This is a genomic window from Vibrio sp. ECSMB14106 (assembly GCF_000972265.1).
Taxonomy (GTDB): domain Bacteria; phylum Pseudomonadota; class Gammaproteobacteria; order Enterobacterales; family Vibrionaceae; genus Vibrio; species Vibrio kanaloae.
The window spans coordinates 12,797-28,703 of sequence record NZ_LAUM01000005.1 but is presented as its reverse complement, the minus strand read 5'-3'; the positions used below and the strand labels follow the sequence as shown (position 1 = coordinate 28,703).

At 43.6% G+C, this 15,907-nt stretch carries 19 protein-coding genes and 1 other RNA gene; 10 read left to right on the top strand and 10 right to left on the bottom strand.

Going from position 1 to position 15,907, the window contains the following annotated elements:
- Window positions 1-32: 32 nt before the first annotated feature.
- Window positions 33-431, bottom strand: a complete 399-nt coding sequence (locus WR49_RS21740; protein WP_315897552.1) for a protein YgfX — start codon at window positions 429-431, stop codon at window positions 33-35.
- Window positions 400-660 (bottom strand): FAD assembly factor SdhE, encoded by a 261-nt coding sequence (locus WR49_RS04920; RefSeq protein WP_004735374.1) that lies wholly within the window; start codon window positions 658-660, stop codon window positions 400-402. Before WR49_RS04920 ends, WR49_RS21740 begins: the two co-directional genes overlap by 32 nt.
- A 167-nt stretch (window positions 661-827) precedes the next feature.
- On the opposite strand from WR49_RS04920, the gene ygfZ reads away from it, so the two are divergent.
- From ygfZ to WR49_RS04905, 3 genes are all read left to right on the top strand, one after another.
- Window positions 828-1,799 (top strand): tRNA-modifying protein YgfZ, encoded by a 972-nt coding sequence (gene ygfZ, locus WR49_RS04915; RefSeq protein ID WP_017056558.1) that lies wholly within the window; start codon window positions 828-830, stop codon window positions 1,797-1,799.
- 4 nt (window positions 1,800-1,803) lie between these two features.
- Entirely contained in the window at window positions 1,804-2,265 is a 462-nt protein-coding gene (locus WR49_RS04910) for an aminoacyl-tRNA deacylase (RefSeq protein WP_046223283.1), read from the top strand.
- A gap of 561 nt (window positions 2,266-2,826) precedes the next feature.
- The gene (locus WR49_RS04905) at window positions 2,827-3,033 is read left to right on the top strand and encodes a DUF1107 domain-containing protein (RefSeq protein ID WP_046223282.1); all 207 of its coding nucleotides are present in this window, start codon (window positions 2,827-2,829) and stop codon (window positions 3,031-3,033) included.
- Between the two features lie 115 nt (window positions 3,034-3,148).
- On the opposite strand, the gene WR49_RS04900 is transcribed toward WR49_RS04905, so the two are convergent.
- Genes WR49_RS04900 through WR49_RS04890 form a run of 3 tightly spaced genes read right to left on the bottom strand, consistent with a single transcriptional unit; the run spans window position 3,149 to window position 6,161 of the window.
- On the bottom strand, window positions 3,149-4,372 hold the full coding sequence (locus WR49_RS04900; protein ID WP_046223281.1) for an FAD-dependent 2-octaprenylphenol hydroxylase: 1,224 nt from the start codon (window positions 4,370-4,372) through the stop codon (window positions 3,149-3,151).
- 11 nt (window positions 4,373-4,383) lie between these two features.
- A complete protein-coding gene (gene ubiH / locus WR49_RS04895; protein WP_046223280.1) occupies window positions 4,384-5,562 on the bottom strand; it encodes a 2-octaprenyl-6-methoxyphenyl hydroxylase in 1,179 nt (392 codons plus the stop codon).
- Window positions 5,563-5,585: 23 nt separating this feature from the next.
- Complete coding sequence (locus tag WR49_RS04890) at window positions 5,586-6,161, bottom strand: YecA/YgfB family protein (protein ID WP_046223279.1); 576 nt, start codon at window positions 6,159-6,161, stop codon at window positions 5,586-5,588.
- Window positions 6,162-6,469: 308 nt separating this feature from the next.
- Here WR49_RS04890 and zapA point away from each other — a divergent pair, with 308 nt between their 5' ends.
- The 5 genes from zapA (at window position 6,470) to serA (ending at window position 9,828) form a co-directional block, all read left to right on the top strand.
- Window positions 6,470-6,778 carry a cell division protein ZapA gene (gene zapA, locus WR49_RS04885; protein WP_004735366.1) on the top strand — a complete coding sequence of 103 codons (309 nt, stop codon included), beginning with the start codon at window positions 6,470-6,472 and terminating at the stop codon, window positions 6,776-6,778.
- A gap of 11 nt (window positions 6,779-6,789) precedes the next feature.
- Window positions 6,790-6,973: non-coding RNA, 6S RNA (gene ssrS, locus WR49_RS20920), on the top strand.
- A 6-nt stretch (window positions 6,974-6,979) separates the two neighbouring features.
- Entirely contained in the window at window positions 6,980-7,579 is a 600-nt protein-coding gene (locus tag WR49_RS04880) for a 5-formyltetrahydrofolate cyclo-ligase (protein WP_046223278.1), read from the top strand.
- Window positions 7,580-7,681: 102 nt separating this feature from the next.
- Complete coding sequence (gene rpiA / locus WR49_RS04875) at window positions 7,682-8,338, top strand: ribose-5-phosphate isomerase RpiA (protein ID WP_046223277.1); 657 nt, start codon at window positions 7,682-7,684, stop codon at window positions 8,336-8,338.
- A 260-nt stretch (window positions 8,339-8,598) separates the two neighbouring features.
- The gene (gene serA / locus WR49_RS04870; protein WP_017056551.1) at window positions 8,599-9,828 is read left to right on the top strand and encodes a phosphoglycerate dehydrogenase; all 1,230 of its coding nucleotides are present in this window, start codon (window positions 8,599-8,601) and stop codon (window positions 9,826-9,828) included.
- A gap of 113 nt (window positions 9,829-9,941) precedes the next feature.
- Here serA and WR49_RS04865 read toward each other — a convergent pair whose 3' ends face one another.
- Both WR49_RS04865 and WR49_RS04860 read right to left on the bottom strand, forming a co-directional pair.
- Complete coding sequence (locus WR49_RS04865; RefSeq protein WP_017056550.1) at window positions 9,942-10,655, bottom strand: oxidative stress defense protein; 714 nt, start codon at window positions 10,653-10,655, stop codon at window positions 9,942-9,944.
- A gap of 110 nt (window positions 10,656-10,765) precedes the next feature.
- Window positions 10,766-11,662, bottom strand: a complete 897-nt coding sequence (locus WR49_RS04860) for a LysR family transcriptional regulator ArgP (RefSeq protein ID WP_046223276.1) — start codon at window positions 11,660-11,662, stop codon at window positions 10,766-10,768.
- 142 nt (window positions 11,663-11,804) lie between these two features.
- On the opposite strand from WR49_RS04860, the gene WR49_RS04855 reads away from it, so the two are divergent.
- A complete protein-coding gene (locus tag WR49_RS04855; RefSeq protein WP_017056548.1) occupies window positions 11,805-12,443 on the top strand; it encodes a LysE/ArgO family amino acid transporter in 639 nt (212 codons plus the stop codon).
- A gap of 59 nt (window positions 12,444-12,502) precedes the next feature.
- On the opposite strand, the gene WR49_RS04850 is transcribed toward WR49_RS04855, so the two are convergent.
- On the bottom strand, window positions 12,503-13,024 hold the full coding sequence (locus WR49_RS04850; RefSeq protein ID WP_017056547.1) for a TetR/AcrR family transcriptional regulator: 522 nt from the start codon (window positions 13,022-13,024) through the stop codon (window positions 12,503-12,505).
- Window positions 13,025-13,140: 116 nt separating this feature from the next.
- Here WR49_RS04850 and WR49_RS04845 point away from each other — a divergent pair, with 116 nt between their 5' ends.
- On the top strand, window positions 13,141-13,386 hold the full coding sequence (locus tag WR49_RS04845; protein ID WP_017056546.1) for a hypothetical protein: 246 nt from the start codon (window positions 13,141-13,143) through the stop codon (window positions 13,384-13,386).
- 103 nt (window positions 13,387-13,489) lie between these two features.
- Here the strand turns inward: WR49_RS04845 and mscS are convergent, their stop codons facing one another.
- Together mscS and fbaA are read right to left on the bottom strand one after the other, a co-directional pair.
- Window positions 13,490-14,356 carry a small-conductance mechanosensitive channel MscS gene (mscS, locus tag WR49_RS04840; RefSeq protein WP_017056545.1) on the bottom strand — a complete coding sequence of 289 codons (867 nt, stop codon included), beginning with the start codon at window positions 14,354-14,356 and terminating at the stop codon, window positions 13,490-13,492.
- Window positions 14,357-14,733: 377 nt separating this feature from the next.
- Window positions 14,734-15,810, bottom strand: coding sequence for a class II fructose-bisphosphate aldolase (gene fbaA, locus WR49_RS04835; RefSeq protein ID WP_017056544.1), 1,077 nt, complete (start codon window positions 15,808-15,810; stop codon window positions 14,734-14,736).
- Between the last annotated feature and the right edge of the window lie 97 nt (window positions 15,811-15,907).

Genomic DNA, 15,907 nt, shown 5'->3' with positions numbered 1-15,907 from the left:
AAATAAAAAGGAGCAAGTGCTCCTTTTTTTATCTAGCGCTCTCGTTGTAAGAGTGCCAGAAAATGGCGATACTCACGCTCACGACAGCTGTCTCGCCATAGTAAGACAGAGTGTCCACACTCGAATTGCAGTTTGACAAAGAACTGTGCCCAGGCTTTGTCAACGGACTTTAATTTATAACGTTGGTCATTCAGTTTTATCTCACCATCGTCTTTATAATCAAAATGCCCATAAGCGGAATTTAATATCACATTATTTGTTCGAAACAAGTTGATCATTAAAGGCAAGCAATAGAGGCTAATAACGAGCGGAATGGAAGAAAGAACAATGAAAAACAAAAGGCACCCAAAAATAGTGCCTTTTGCGAATGATGCTGAATATGAAGGGTTAAGCTGAAGCTTAACGAACCTTGCTGAGGTTATGTGCGACAATTTTATCAACCATTGATGCGTGACCTAAGTTCTCACTGCGTCCATGTCCCATTACCCAAGTAAACAGATCTGGATCATCACACTCTAGTAGAGAAACAAACTCGCGCTGCTCCTGCTCTTGCAATGAATCAAAACACTCTTCAAAAAATGGCATGATGACAACATCAAGTTCTAACATGCCCCGACGGCAACCCCATTTAATTCGTGCTTTCTGCTCTGCAGTGTACATTGGCTATCCTCACCTATAATTTTGCTTTCTCAGAGTGTAACAAGTCAGGCGCCCTGCAACTACTATGTGAGTCACAGTCCCTATCTAAGCTCACAAAAAAACCTAGGCTGACAAAGAAACAGAACCGGATTAACATAGAGGAAAACAAAATTCTTAGGAAAGATAATATGGATTGGAAAAATACATTTCAGCCGCTCGCTCATACACAAAATGATTCGCTTCCAGAACTAATGATGACACACGTGTCTGACTGGAGTGCCATTACCATGGTAGGCGATGACAAAAAATCATACTTGCAAGGTCAAATTACATGTGATGTCGTCACTCTTCCTAGTGATGAATCCACATTAGGCGCGCACTGCGATGCAAAAGGAAAGGTATGGAGCATCTTTCGTTTATTCCACCACAATGGTGGCTACGCACTCATGCAACCTAAATCTGCTATTGAGATCGAATTAGTTGAAATCAAGAAGTATGCCGTATTCTCTAAGGTCGATATCGAACAAACGTCTGACGTTGTTATCGGTGTGATGGGGGCGTCTGCGAATCAATACATTGATTCTATTTCAGAAAGCCAAGGCAATGTGCGTGCTATCTCTGGCGGCACAGCCGTCTTAGTATCAGACAACCGTTGGGCTCTGCTTGTTACAGAAGAAGCCGCTGAAGCCTTGGTATCAAGCAGCACTGCGGAAAAAGTATCAGAGGCGTTATGGCAGTATCATGAGATTCTTGATGCTCAGCCTAATCTATCGAAAGCAGAGCAAAACGAACACATCCCGCAAGCATTGAACCTACATGCTCTTGGCGGCATTAGCTTTTCAAAGGGTTGTTACACAGGTCAAGAAACCGTAGCTCGCGCCAAGTATCGTGGCATGAACAAACGTGAGATGCGTATTGTTTCAGGCACAACAGCGGACGTGTTGTCTCTAGAAAGTCCTATTGAACTAGAGCGTAGCGTTGGTGAGAACTGGCGTAGTGCTGGCCGACTCTTAAACGTATATCAATTTTCTGATAACCAAGCGATTGGTTTGATGGTGTTACCAAACAACCTTGATGACGATGTTCAGCTTCGATTGACTGCACAACCTGATCAAACGTGGAACATCCTACCATTGCCTTATAGCCTCGACGAAGAGTAATCACGTGGAAACACCGATTACACAATGGCTGGATCAACAGCAGGTGAACTATCGCCTGCTGATGCAAAGCAAACCAACCACCAGCATCGAAGAAACAGCACAAGAACGAGGTATCGACACCTCTCAAATGGTGAAGTGCATCCTGCTGAAAGATATGGGTAACCAGTATGCGTTGGCTTGTACTACTGGTAATCGCTCTGTCGACCCCAAGAAAGTACGTTCGCTACTGAATTACCGCCGAATGACCTGCGTATCACTCAATGATGTTGAGGCCATCACCGGCTTTAAAGTTGGATGTGTTGGCCCTCTAGTCCTAAAAAGACATATGCCGATCATTTTTGATCCTTCCATTCAGAACAACTCAACCGTGACTATTAGCTCAGGTGATCGAATGGCTGGTGTAGCAATGGAACTCAATGATCTTATGGCCCTATGCGTACCGATCGTTGCAGACATCAGTCGATGATCCTCTCGTTCGCGTCATAGTTCGCAAACTTCATCCTATTATTTCATTGAGTACATTTTTAATGTGAACTTCATCATAAGAAGAACACGTCATGAATAAATAGTTAATCAAAATAAAAGCATAAGTAGTCAAAATATAAGATTTACGTTATTGTGAGTTTGCTGACTAGCCTTTAGGTAATCAGTATAAGTGAATCCACTGAGTAATATCAGTATCCACTTTTGTGTAATGCATCTGTGACTATTCGCCCGTTTTAGACGGGCTTTTTTTTGTCCAAAATTTACAATTTGATTACACAAACAAAAAAATCCCGCCTATTCTTATATTTGTAACATTGTCACTGCTTAATACCGGACAGGAAAGTTTACGGCAGTTCACTACTCAACATTATTTTGGGGAGGAGCTCACGTAAAAAAAGATATTTACTGAAGAAAGTGCTTCGAACAGCACAAATATCTAATTAACGTCAACTCTACTGCGTATTACTCCATGCTTATCACAATTATGATCTCGGAGTTTTTCTATAATATGCAGGCTAAGTAAATATAAGGATAATTAAGAATGAGACTGTTTAAGCTCTATACACCGAGTATGATTGCTAAACATGTAAGTCGACTTTTCAAAGGACGAATCTACATTTACGGCGTAGGGAAATTTGAGTTTGATAACGGCAAGCTAGTCCTGCCAGATCGAGCAGAGAAACGCCACTTTCAAACGGTGAAAGAAATAAATAGTGAAATTATGAAGCTGCGCTGTGCTTACGCCTAATCTGATTATCTAAAGAATTCAAAACAAAAAGGGTTGGCATGTGCCAACCCTTTTTTCGTACTCATGACGCTGAGAGTTACTCTCTGGCGTTAGTTCAGGTGAGAACATTGAACGACTACCGATGAGTCACTGGACGCTTCGCTAACTCAGGAAGATTTCCTGATAGACCAAGTGCCCGCTTCATTATTTCATCTTTCGCACCAGGTAATTGGCCGGCCAGTTTCATACCAATGCCACGAATCAGCTTCTTCGCTGGATTGTCGCCTTCAAACAGATCTTTAAAGCCCTGCATGGAAGCAATCATCTTCGCCGCTTCTGCTTTTCTCCAGCGCTCATAACTGCGTAGGTTACGCTTGGTACCAATGTCCTCGCCAGCGGCCCACAGTTTTAACAGCTCTTGCGCTAAACTTGCAGCATCTAATAGGCCAAGGTTAACGCCCTGCCCTGCTAATGGATGAATAGTATGAGCAGCATCACCAACCAAAGCCACACGCTCTACCGCAAAGTCACGTGCATAACGCATCCGCAGTGGGAAGGCAAAACGGTCACCAACCACTTCGCATAATCCAAGCTTCGAATCGAACTCTGCCGTTAGTTGTTTATTGAATTCAGCATCCGACATGGACACAAGATTCTCGGCACGATTAGGTTCGGTAGACCAAACAATCGAGCTCATGTTGCCCGGCTGCATTGGTAAGAATGCCAGTGGGCCTTGGGGTGTGAATATTTGACGAGCAACACTGTGGTGCGGCTCTGTTGTTTTAATGTTGGCGACAATCGCACTGTGACCGTAATCCCAATGCGTCAGCGGAATATCTTGTTGTTTACGAACCCAAGAGTTTGCGCCGTCCGCTCCAACAACTAACTTAGCTGTCAGCGCTTGACCATTGTCTAATGTTAACCAAGCTTCACTTTCACCGATCGCCATCGTTTTGCATGTCGCTGGCATGTAGAGGCTTACGTTGTCCTGCTTCTTAACCTGATCAAGCAACGCTAATTGAATCACTCGATTTTCAACAATATGGCCTAGGTTAGGCTGTGCCAAGCGTGTTGAGTCAAACTCGATACGAGCGAAGCTGTCTTGCTCCCACACTTCCATCGCTTGATAAGGTGCGGCGCGTCTTTGTTCAATGCCTTGCCAAGCACCTAAATTACGCAGAATCGATTCGCTCGAACGACTCAGAGCCGATACTCGAACATCCGGCAATTCGTTCAGGCCTTCGCTAGGTGCTTTGCCCTCAATCACGGCAATTCTTAGATCACTGTCTTTCAACGCAGCCGCGAGCGCTAGGCCAACCATGCCACCACCAACAATCGCGATATCAACACTTTGCATCATTATTTATTACCTTATCTTTCTACTAGGCCAAGCGTATGACGCAAAAGTGGACCTTTAAGTGGTGGAAGGTTATCCATGACAGCTAACCCCAGATTACGCCCGATACGAGCAGTTAAAAATTCGTTTGAGAACAGATGAACGAGACTTGATGTCAGCGTGATCGTTGCATCTCTGTCTTGTTCTCTACGCTTTCTAAAGTTAACAAGACCTGTGTAACGGCCTACATCATCCAACTGACAACACAACTCTTCAGCCAAGGAAGCCACATCTCGGATACCTAGATTAAAGCCTTGACCGGCAATGGGGTGAAGCGTTTGCGCTGCATTACCAACAATGGCGAATCGATGTGACACGTTCTGCTGTCGATGGCGAAGAAGCAATGGGTAGCTAGCACGCTTACCAACCTTCTCTAATCGACCCAGTCGCCAACCAAAGTCACACTGAAGCTGCTCAAGGAATTCGTTGTCGTTAAAAGTCATGACTTTATCGGCTTGGTCCGGCGGCATACACCAAACCAGAGACAAACGATTATCGCTCATCGGCAGTAGAGCAACTGGCCCATGATGAGTAAAACGCTCAAATGCGCGGCCTTGATGGGGTTCGCTAGCCACGATATTGGCAATCACAGCGACTTGTTCAAAGTCATGCTCACTCAATGGGATATTAAGTTGCTGACAACAGGTTGAAATTGCACCGTCGGCCGCAACTAATAACTTAGCCGTAATGGTTTGTCCACTATTGAGGTCGACAGTCGTCAGTGATTCACTGCGCTCGATTTTCGCAACCGAATCAGGACACAACATCGTAATTGCCGCTTCTGATTCCAGCTTCTGCTGATAAACTCGACCAACATCCGCTAACTCGACCACATAGCCAAGTGCATCTACAGCCAGTTCTTCACTGTAGATATCCGTCATTCCGGCATGGCCTCTATCCGATACATGGATATCTTTAATCGGAGAAGCCACGGAAGCGATAGATTGCCACAAGCGCAATGAATCGAGAATCTGCACCGTGCCATAAGACAAAGCAATCGAACGAGAATCAAACCCTGGGTGAGCTTGATGATCAACCTGATAAGGTTCAACAACCGCAATCGATAGCGAACCTTGGCTTAGGTGATTCAGAGCAAGGGCTAAAGTTGTTCCCGCCATTGCGCCACCCGCAATTACAACATCATACTGAGCCATCATAACCTCAAATCGACAAACGATTAGTGAATGGTTGGCGCCGCATCTTCAGATGGGCGTGCACCAAATTCAGCATGAATCGTTAGTGCACACGCTTTTACGTGCTCAATAACGTGCTCTAGAAGCTGCGCTTGCTCTTCCAGATCATCTTCCTCGTCAATGCCTAGCTTCGCCATCTCTTCAAGATCCGCCAACGCTTCTTTAGCGCCATCAGACGCTTTGTTTAATTGAGCGCCAACAAGACCCAAGCCTGAAATAAAATGATTAATCCAATCAGATACGCCGTCAGCCAGATCAAAAATGCTCGCGCTTGCGTCCTCATCCGGCAATAACATAGACAGCTCCATGCCTGAGCCTGTAATTTCGCTGGTTGTTACTTTCAGTGTTGCTTCCGCTAAGGTTAACGCGCGATCTGGCCAGCCCATACCTTCGTTGGTGTAATCGAAGATCAATGGTTGCCAGCTTTTATCTGCAAGGTTTAAGCCTCCGCTTAACATACCCGTTAATAAACCATGCATCTCAGCAGGGGTAACGGCTAGACTTGCCGATTGAAGTTCAGTCGCAACCGTTAGGTAGTCAGGTAAAGTAGTTTCGCTCATCAGATAGCTCGCTCAGTTATTCTTTATATCGATAGTATAATCGTACCACTTCACCCCAATTCTGGTAAGCGTCGATCCCTAGCAATTGAAGGGTGACTGACTAGCAATTGTTCAATTTGCTGAATTACTGTGTGCTCAAGCTCTCATTTACAAACAGTCACTCTGAAAAGCTTGAATCTTAATAGCGGTTTACCTATAGTTTCTCCCTCAGAGGAGATTGCTTCCTCATCGGTACTTGCACTTTTTCTTTCTCAAAAAATGGCAAAGAGCAACAGCCTTAAAATAGCGCGTTAAAGAGTTCATCCATCATGAGTAATCAAGCGGTAGACGTTGAAATATTAGGAAAACTGACTCGAGTGAATTGTCCACCAGGGCAAGAAGAGTCATTGATTGCAGCGGCGGCCGATCTCGATAATCGATTGAAAGAGATGGCTGAACGTACTAAGGTAACCAATGAAGTAAAGCTGCTGACTATCGCAGCTCTGAACATTTGCTACGAATTACAAACCAAGAAGTTTGAAGCAAATGATGAACAAAACGCACTGACCGAGCGCATGGAACAGCTCACGACATCACTTTCGGATGTCCTCAGTAAAGTTAAGCACGGACAGCAATAGCGTACACAAAATTTACCCTGGAGTGTTTGTCAGAGGATTCACGTCCCCGAGCCGATAAGCAATCCCTAAGGGTTAGTACTTGAATGCTATTGAGCATGCTCGGCCCGACCGAGAAGCCTACGGTAATCATTGCTGATCCGCCTTGAACTCGCTGGTTCAAGGGCCATCTATTCTCAACGGCACTTTGGGGTATCCCTTCTTATGAAGACGCTCACACGCAGCGAATTTCGCAAACAGATCCGTATCAAACGCAATGCCTTATCTGGCGAACAACAAACTCAATCCGGTTTAGACCTCGTTAAGCAGTGCATGCAGCTTGATGATATTCAGTCTGCTCAGCATATTGCTCTTTATATTTCGATTGATGGCGAACTCGATACTCAGCCTTTAGTCGAATGGTTATGGGCGCAAGGTAAGCAAACTTATTTACCAGTATTGCACCCTTTCTCTGCCGGACATCTGCTGTTCCTGCACTACTCGCCAACCACACCCACGGTTTTGAATAAATACGGCATTGTCGAACCTCAGCTCAATCAATTGCTCGTTAAGCCGTGCCAACAACTCGACCTTATTCTTACACCACTGGTAGGCTTTGACTCTCAAGGGCATCGCTTAGGCATGGGCGGCGGATATTATGATCGTACTTTGGCTCAATGGTTTGAAACTGGCAAAGGTGCAACGCCAATTGGTTTGGCTCATGATTGCCAGCATGTTGATTCCCTACCGATTGAAGAATGGGACATTCCTTTACCTAAAATAGTGACTCCGAGTAAAACTTGGCAATGGGAAAACAACTATTAAAGCGCTATAATCGCGCCGCAAACGTTAACCTCAAGATATAAACGTTAACTTCAATACGCGAACGATTAATTCAAAGCGCAAGACCTTATTCAGGAGAATGGCATGACTCAAGATGAAATGAAAAAAGCGGCTGGCTGGGCAGCACTTCAATATGTTGAAGAAGGCAGCATTGTCGGTGTAGGTACTGGCTCAACAGTAAATCACTTCATCGACGCACTTGGCACAATGAAAGACAAAATCAAAGGTGCGGTTTCAAGCTCTGTAGCCTCTACTGAAAAACTAGAAGCGCTAGAAATCAAAGTATTTGAGTGTAATGACGTATTCAAACTAGACGTTTACGTTGATGGTGCAGATGAAATTAACGCTTCACGCGACATGATCAAAGGCGGCGGTGCTGCTTTGACTCGTGAAAAAATCGTAGCGGCTATCTCAGACAAGTTTATTTGTATCGTAGATGGCACGAAAGCGGTTGATGTTTTGGGCAAATTCCCTCTTCCTGTTGAAGTTATTCCAATGGCACGCTCATACGTAGCTCGCGAGCTAGTGAAACTTGGTGGTGACCCAGTTTACCGCGACGGTTGTACAACAGATAACGGTAACATGATCCTAGACGTGTACGGCATGGCGATCGAAAACCCAAAACAATTAGAAGATAATATCAATGCTATCGCTGGTGTAGTTACAGTTGGTCTGTTTGCTCACCGCGGCGCAGATGTGGTGATCACTGGCACGCCTGAAGGTGCAAAAATAGAAGAATAAATACCAAGAGATTGAGTTTTTCTGTTACTTCATTACATACGGTGCCCAAGGGCGCCGTTTTTTTGCTTTGTACCCGTAAAATTATGTCTTATTCCGTAATTTTCTTACCCAAAACATTTTTTTTTTGTTACTTTATTGTTCAGAAGACGCACAAGGAAAACGTTTGTCTCCTGACAAAATGGTGAATTAGTTCCCCTCTCAGCCATTTTGTTGCACGTGCGCCGCATTTGCCCCACCTTTCCACTTTAAGGACGAGAACAATGGCCAAAGTTTCACTGGAAAAAGACAAAATAAAAATTCTACTTCTAGAAGGTCTTCACCCTTCTTCTGTAGAAGTACTGCAAGCCGCTGGTTATACCAATATTGAGTATCATAAAGGCTCATTACCAGAAGATGAGCTTCTTGAGGCTGTTAAAGATGTTCACTTCATTGGTATACGTTCTCGCACAAACATCTCTCAAGAAGTTATTGATGCGGCGGAAAAGCTTGTTGCTGTCGGCTGCTTCTGTATCGGTACAAACCAAGTAAACCTTCAAGCTGCGGCGAAGCGCGGTATTCCTGTATTCAATGCGCCATTCTCAAATACACGAAGTGTTGCTGAATTGGTTCTTGGTCAGATTTTATTACTATTACGTGGTATCCCAGAAAAGAACGCTCTCGCTCACCGTGGCATTTGGAAGAAGAGTGCAGATAACTCTTACGAAGCTCGTGGTAAGCGTTTAGGTATTATTGGCTACGGTCACATTGGTACTCAACTGGGTATTATTGCGGAAAATCTTGGGATGCGAGTTTACTTCTATGACATCGAGAACAAACTGTCTTTGGGTAACGCAACGCAAGTTCATACCATGACTGAATTGCTAAACAAGTGCGACGTGATCTCTTTGCACATACCTGAAACCAAAGAAACTAAGAACATGATGGGGAAAGAAGAGTTCGAGCGAATGAAGCCTGGCTCTATCTTTATTAATGCGGCACGTGGCACTGTGGTTGATATCCCTGCTCTGTGTGGTGCTCTAGATTCTGGTCACCTTGCTGGTGCAGCGATCGACGTTTTCCCAACAGAACCAAAAACCAATGCAGACCCATTTGAGTCTCCATTAATGCAGTTCGACAATGTCATCTTGACTCCTCACGTAGGTGGTTCAACACAAGAAGCACAAGAGAATATTGGTGTAGAAGTAGCAGGTAAGCTAGCGAAATACTCTGATAACGGCTCAACGCTATCAAGTGTTAACTTCCCAGAAGTATCACTGCCATTGCATACTGGAACGTCTCGTTTGCTCCATATCCACGAAAACCGTCCTGGCATTCTAACTCAGATCAACACCATCTTCGCAGAAGAAGGCATCAATATCGCAGGTCAGTACTTACAGACGGCGGCAGATATGGGTTATGTGGTTATTGATGTAGAAGCAAATCGTTCAGAAGAAGCACTGGCTAAACTGAAAGAGATCGAAGGCACAATCCGCGCTCGTCTACTTCACTAATCATCAAACTCGATCATTAGTAAAAAGGCTCTCATAATGAGAGCCTTTTTAGTATTTGGCCTATCGTAGGTAATTAGATCATAGTGATCTAATACCTCTCAGATGTGTGTTCCCTATTCTTCTAGTTGATAGATCACATTAACACGATCGCGGATAGTGATCGTTGAATCTTCATAAGAGTTCGACTCTGTTCTCGCATCCATCGCCATTGAGCGCATTAGCACGGGCTGAGAAGATTGTGCGTTGTAATCTACACGCCATACATCACCTAACTCACGTTCAAAACCACTCGCTAGCGACTTAGCTTTCAACCTTGCATCTTTAATTGCTTCTAAGCGCGCTTGTTCTTGGTACTTAGCTTCGTCACGAACCTGAAGCTGAATATTATCGATCTGATTAATACCCTGCCCAATAGCAATATCCATGTACTCATTTAAGTTAGCTAAATCGTTCACTTGAACCGTCACGTTACGTGAAGCTCTATAGCCAACTAGCTCAGGCTTGCCATCTTTAGGGTAATGGTACTGAGGAGACAGATAGAGATTAGAGCTGTGTACACTCTCTTCCTTGACGCCAGCGTGATGCAGCTTGTTGAGGAAACCCGTTACAACTTTATCAACGGTTTTTTTTGCCTGTTCAGCCGTCATCGTCGATTCTACGACTCTAACAGAAAATGTTGCCATATTAGGTGTCGCAACTACTTCACCATAGCCCGTCGTTGAAATATGCGGAAAAGAGGGAGAGTTTGCCAATGATGGAAAACTCACAGCACTCAACGCTGCAGTAAGAGTAAGAGACGTTACTAACATCTTTGGTGCAAACTTCATTAGGTAGACCTGTGCTAAGCAAATGTACTTTCATCATAGAGCAATTTGTCGTTTAGCCAATCCTAACATCTCATTTCTAACAGAACATTGACGATGAAAAAATCGACAGATTACTGAGGCAAGTGGTTGTGAGCATAACTTAATATCGCTTGAGATATCTCTTTGAGTACCCCACTTTCTAACTGACAGTGGTGCCAGTAGATGCGATAAGACAGCAGAAAACCAGGCGTGATATCAATCAATGCCCCAGACTCTAACTCATCAATGATCTGCAATCGAGGGATCAAACAGTAGGCAACACCTGATAAACCCAAACGTACAAACGCTTCTGAGCTACCTACTGTATGATTGATCACACTGTCTCTTGGTACGTTAAAATGGTCATGAAGAAACTTCTTATGCAGGTCATCATATTGGTCATAAGAGACCGCTGGTGCCTTGCTTAATGTGGCGTAGTTTACGCCCTCAGAAAAATAGCGCTGATGGAAGTCAGGGCTCGCCACACATACATAATCCATTCTGCCGAGATAATCAGCACTGCAGCCTGGAATCGCTTGAGACTCCAAACTGATCGCGCCGGCAACCTCACCACTTTTTATCTTATCAATGGTTCTCGCCTCACCATGAATCGCGAGGTTCAGTTCCACTTGGCGAGACCTCATCACATCCGATAATGCTGGTAACAGCCATGTCGCCAAACTATCTGCGTTGGTTGCTATCGATATAGACAGAGGATGATGACCATCTTCATTCATTAATTCAGGGACAAATTCGTGCTCTAACAAACGAACCCGGCGATACAAACCCAATAATTTTTTACCCGCTGGGGTTGGCCTTGGCGGGTTTTCTCTCACCAAAGCAGGTTGAGCTAGCCACTTTTCCAGTTGTTTGATACGTTGAGACACCGCAGACTGGGAGATATATAACTGCTCCGCAGCCCTTTCGAAGCTACGTTGTTTCACCACAGCATCCAGTGCTTCTATCCACTTATAATCCAATCCACGCATCAATTTGCTTCCTTTTTGAGCTAACTCAACATAACATTAGCAACTCTAATAATAGATTAAAATCATTAATTATACTTATTTAAAAAGTCAGAGTATCTTCGCCATATAGCACGTAAATATCGTTAAATCAGTGGAGGTTAAAATGAGTTTTTGGGTTTTATTACAAGGTTTTGGTCTAGGGGCAAGCATGATTATCCCTATTGGCGCTCAGAATGCGTACGTCTTAAATCAAGGGATAAAGCGCAACCATCATTTAACCACTGCGACAATTTGTAGCCTGCTCGACACTCTGTTTATCTCATTGGGTATTTTTGGTGGCGGTGCGATTTTGTCGCAAAACGAATTGCTACTCACCTCAGTAACGTTAGGCGGTATCGCTTTTCTAACCGTGTATGGTTTGTTGTCGCTACGCAGTGCCTTTAAAGCGCCCTCAAACGAGGAGTCAAAAGGGGAGATACTGGCTCGTGGTAAGCGCACCGTTATTTTGGGTGCATTGGCGGTTACCGTATTAAACCCACACCTCTATTTGGATACCGTAGTGATTCTTGGTTCGATTGGCGGGCAGTTTGAAGGTAACGACAGAATTGCTTTTGCTATGGGGACTATCTTGGCTTCGTTCGTTTGGTTTTACTCTTTGTCATTGGGCGCAGCAAAGCTAGGTCCAACGCTATCTAAACCGAATGTTAAGAAAGGTATCGATATCGCAGTCGCAACCATAATGTTTGCCATTGCACTTGTGCTCGTTAATGGGCTGATTGAACAGTACTGGTTAACCGCTTAAAGAACCGAGATTACCGACCAAGCCAGACATGCCGTAAGTGACCCAATAATATAATGAAGCTACTCTAGAATGACTCGAATTTTATTGTTCAGTTCACTCAGCGCAGCTTCAAGGCTTGGTTCAGACTGGCTCAAGTGCTTTATCAAGGTCATGAAATAGCTATCCATAATCAATGGCATTTTTTCAGAAATAGATACACCGACATTAACCGTCTGAAAGAGTGCCTGATCAAAGGTGCGGTAATAGTCTAGATCCCAAATGACCTCTTTGAGTAACGCTCGACTTAACTCAACATTATCAAAATAATAGCGGTAGTAGCGTTCAATCAGCGAGATCCCAACATCCACAGTACACTTATCTTGCTCAGTGGCTAACACTTCCTGACCAATCTTTTCCAACTGCGATAGCATCCCTTCTCGCAGAATCGTCAACTTGGTTTCAAAATGACTAAACACCGTGCCATCAGCCACACTCGCGTGACGAGCGATCTGACGAGTTGTGGTGTTGTCATAACCATTCTCCCCAAACAACTCCCAAGCAGACGCTAAGATCTTCTGTTTCGTTATCTCTCTCTTACTCACGAAAATACACCCTTCTCAAATCAAGCTTGATCATACTCTTAGTGCTTTAATTTGACAAATTGAGCGCGCTCAATTATAAAAATGAGCATGCTCAATATAATTTTGGAGATACGGACATGATGAATATTTTAAACCGACTGGGACAAGTACTGATTTTTCTGCCCACGATCTTTTGCTTCTCTTACCTACTTCGACCACTACTGATGATAATTCTGATTCCCGGCGGTTTATGTTTATTGGCGATTTTGGGAGGGCAAGAAGTAAGGAAGCCCTTATATGCGATGTTGAAAACATCATTGTGGCCGATGTCTAATCAAAAAAGAAAGCTGAGCATTAAGGCAGTAAACGATAAGAACGATTAACGAGTAGAAGGGTTAATATTGAGAACCCACAAAAAAAGGCGGATAACCTAAGTTATCCGCCTTTCCTTATAAAAGCTTATAGCTATAAAAAACTAACTAGAAATTAAGCTTCTACTTTATTCATGTGTACATCCATTTGCGGGAATGGAATTTCGATACCTTCTTTATCCAAGCCTTCTTTGATTTCTTGCATCAGGTCGAAGTAAACATCCCAATACTCTGCAGTTTTAACCCATGGACGAACTACAAAGTTTACTGAAGAATCAGCTAGCGTATGGACACCAACTTTCACACCTGGCGTTTTTAATATACGTTCATCAGATTCACAGATCTTAGTCAGTAGTGCTTTTGTCTTCTGAAGATCAGCATTGTAAGAAACACCAATCATCAAATCAATACGACGAGTATTATGACGAGAGTAGTTTGTAATTGGGCTACCGATAACGCTACCATTTGGCACCACTACCATTTTGTTATCTGGCGTTGTTAGAACCGTTTGGAAGATCTGAATTGAATCAACCGAACCTGCTACACCACCAATTTCCACATAGTCACCAGACTTAAATGGACGGAACGCAACGATAAGTACACCAGCAGCAAAATTAGATAGTGAGCCTTGCAGCGCAAGACCTACAGCTAAACCTGCCGCACCAATTACAGCGACTACAGATGCAGTTTGAACACCTAAGCGACCAAGAGCAGCAATTAAGACAATAACAAACAACAAGTAACGAACTAAACCGTGGATAAACTCAACAACGGCTCGGTCCATCTTCTTCTTCTCAAGAACCTTGGACACGCTGTTCGCTACGGCTTTAACAACAAGGTTACCAATAAATAAAATTATCAGTGCTGAAATAATATTTACGCCATATTGGATAAATAGATCTGAATTATTTGTTAACCACTTCTCTGCGTGAGACAAGCTGTCCACAAGTGGGGTTTCAATTGATGTCGAACTATCAGCCATAATGTGCATCCTCTATATAATATGCTATGGGCTAAACTGCCTTAAGCCAAACTTACTAGACAACAAAGCAAACAGTTTAACTCCTGTTAAATTATTGTGTTAAAAGTAAATAAAAGCCAAGTCCTTTTTATAAACTGAACCAAGTCCAGTTTTTCGGCACGATATCCTATCTTTGACAGATTGCAAAGTCATATTTATGTAAGCTTTTGAAAAATAAAACTTACCGATAAACACAAATACCGATAACTAAAAGACTACGAAATTTATGCACGGTAGGCTAGGGTTTTCACATATTTAATACAAGTTTTCATCAGGTATAAAAAAACCCGCTCATTAAGCGGGTTTCTTAAAACTCAAAGAGTACTTAATTCAAAGAATTATAGTACGTCTACAGCATTAAGGTCAGCAAATGCTTTCTCTAGACGAGCAACCATTGAAGCTTGACCTGCACGTAACCATACGCGTGGATCGTAGTACTTCTTGTTTGGAGCTGATTCGCCAGTTGGGTTACCGATTTGACCTTGTAGGAAATCGAAGTTGTCAGCAGAGTACTGACGGATACCGTCCCAAGTCGCCCACTGTGTATCAGTATCGATGTTCATTTTGATAACACCGTAACCGATAGACTCTTGGATTTCTGCTTCAGAAGAGCCAGAACCACCGTGGAATACGAAGTTTAGAGCGTTAGGTGCAATACCGAACTTCTCTGAACAGTATGCTTGAGAATCACGTAGGATAGTAGGAGTCAGTACAACGTTACCAGCTTGGTAAACACCGTGTACGTTGCCGAAAGAAGCAGCGATAGTGAAACGAGGGCTAACTTCCATTAGTTTCTCATAAGCGTACGCTACGTCTTCTGGAGAAGTGTAAAGTTCAGATGCGTCCATATCAGAGTTATCTACGCCGTCTTCTTCACCACCAGTACAACCAAGTTCGATCTCGATTGTCATGTTCATTTTAGCCATGCGCTCTAGGTACTTAGCACATGTTTCGATGTTCTCTTCTAGAGACTCTTCAGAAAGGTCTAGCATGTGAGAAGAGAATAGAGGCTTACCAGTTTGTGCGAAGAACTCTTCACCAGCGTCTAGTAGACCGTCGATCCATGGAAGAAGTTTTTTAGCAGCGTGGTCAGTGTGCAGGATAACTGGAACACCGTAAGCTTCAGCTACAGCGTGTACGTATTTTGCACCAGCTACAGCGCCAAGAACTTGTGCGCCTTGACCTTCAAGTTTAACGCCTTTACCTGCGAAGAATGCAGCGCCGCCGTTAGAGAACTGAACAACTACTGGTGATTTAACTTTAGCAGCTGCTTCTAGTACTGCGTTTACAGAGTCAGTACCAACAACGTTTACAGCAGGAAGAGCAAATTTGTTTTCTTTTGCTACTTCAAATACTTTCTGTACGTCATCGCCAGAAATCACACCAGGTTTTACAAAATCGAAGATCTTAGACATGGAAATAGTCCTATTTATTCTATCGTTTTAAGATTAAAAAACTTAAGTTCAAAAACTTGCAATCGTTTGCTCACAACTTATCCCATTCTAGCAAAAA

Coding starts and splice junctions, on each gene's coding strand:
- WR49_RS04860 (WP_046223276.1), bottom strand. CDS start 11,662: ATGCGTGGATTGGATTATAAGTGGATAGAAGCACTGGATGCTGTGGTG.
- WR49_RS04865 (WP_017056550.1), bottom strand. CDS start 10,655: ATGAAGTTTGCACCAAAGATGTTAGTAACGTCTCTTACTCTTACTGCA.
- mscS (WP_017056545.1), bottom strand. CDS start 14,356: ATGGCTGATAGTTCGACATCAATTGAAACCCCACTTGTGGACAGCTTG.
- WR49_RS04890 (WP_046223279.1), bottom strand. CDS start 6,161: ATGAGCGAAACTACTTTACCTGACTACCTAACGGTTGCGACTGAACTT.
- zapA (WP_004735366.1), top strand. CDS start 6,470: ATGAGTAATCAAGCGGTAGACGTTGAAATATTAGGAAAACTGACTCGA.
- WR49_RS04920 (WP_004735374.1), bottom strand. CDS start 660: ATGTACACTGCAGAGCAGAAAGCACGAATTAAATGGGGTTGCCGTCGG.
- rpiA (WP_046223277.1), top strand. CDS start 7,682: ATGACTCAAGATGAAATGAAAAAAGCGGCTGGCTGGGCAGCACTTCAA.
- ygfZ (WP_017056558.1), top strand. CDS start 828: ATGGATTGGAAAAATACATTTCAGCCGCTCGCTCATACACAAAATGAT.
- WR49_RS04845 (WP_017056546.1), top strand. CDS start 13,141: ATGATGAATATTTTAAACCGACTGGGACAAGTACTGATTTTTCTGCCC.
- WR49_RS04855 (WP_017056548.1), top strand. CDS start 11,805: ATGAGTTTTTGGGTTTTATTACAAGGTTTTGGTCTAGGGGCAAGCATG.
- WR49_RS04905 (WP_046223282.1), top strand. CDS start 2,827: ATGAGACTGTTTAAGCTCTATACACCGAGTATGATTGCTAAACATGTA.
- serA (WP_017056551.1), top strand. CDS start 8,599: ATGGCCAAAGTTTCACTGGAAAAAGACAAAATAAAAATTCTACTTCTA.
- WR49_RS04880 (WP_046223278.1), top strand. CDS start 6,980: ATGAAGACGCTCACACGCAGCGAATTTCGCAAACAGATCCGTATCAAA.
- fbaA (WP_017056544.1), bottom strand. CDS start 15,810: ATGTCTAAGATCTTCGATTTTGTAAAACCTGGTGTGATTTCTGGCGAT.
- WR49_RS04900 (WP_046223281.1), bottom strand. CDS start 4,372: ATGATGCAAAGTGTTGATATCGCGATTGTTGGTGGTGGCATGGTTGGC.
- ubiH (WP_046223280.1), bottom strand. CDS start 5,562: ATGGCTCAGTATGATGTTGTAATTGCGGGTGGCGCAATGGCGGGAACA.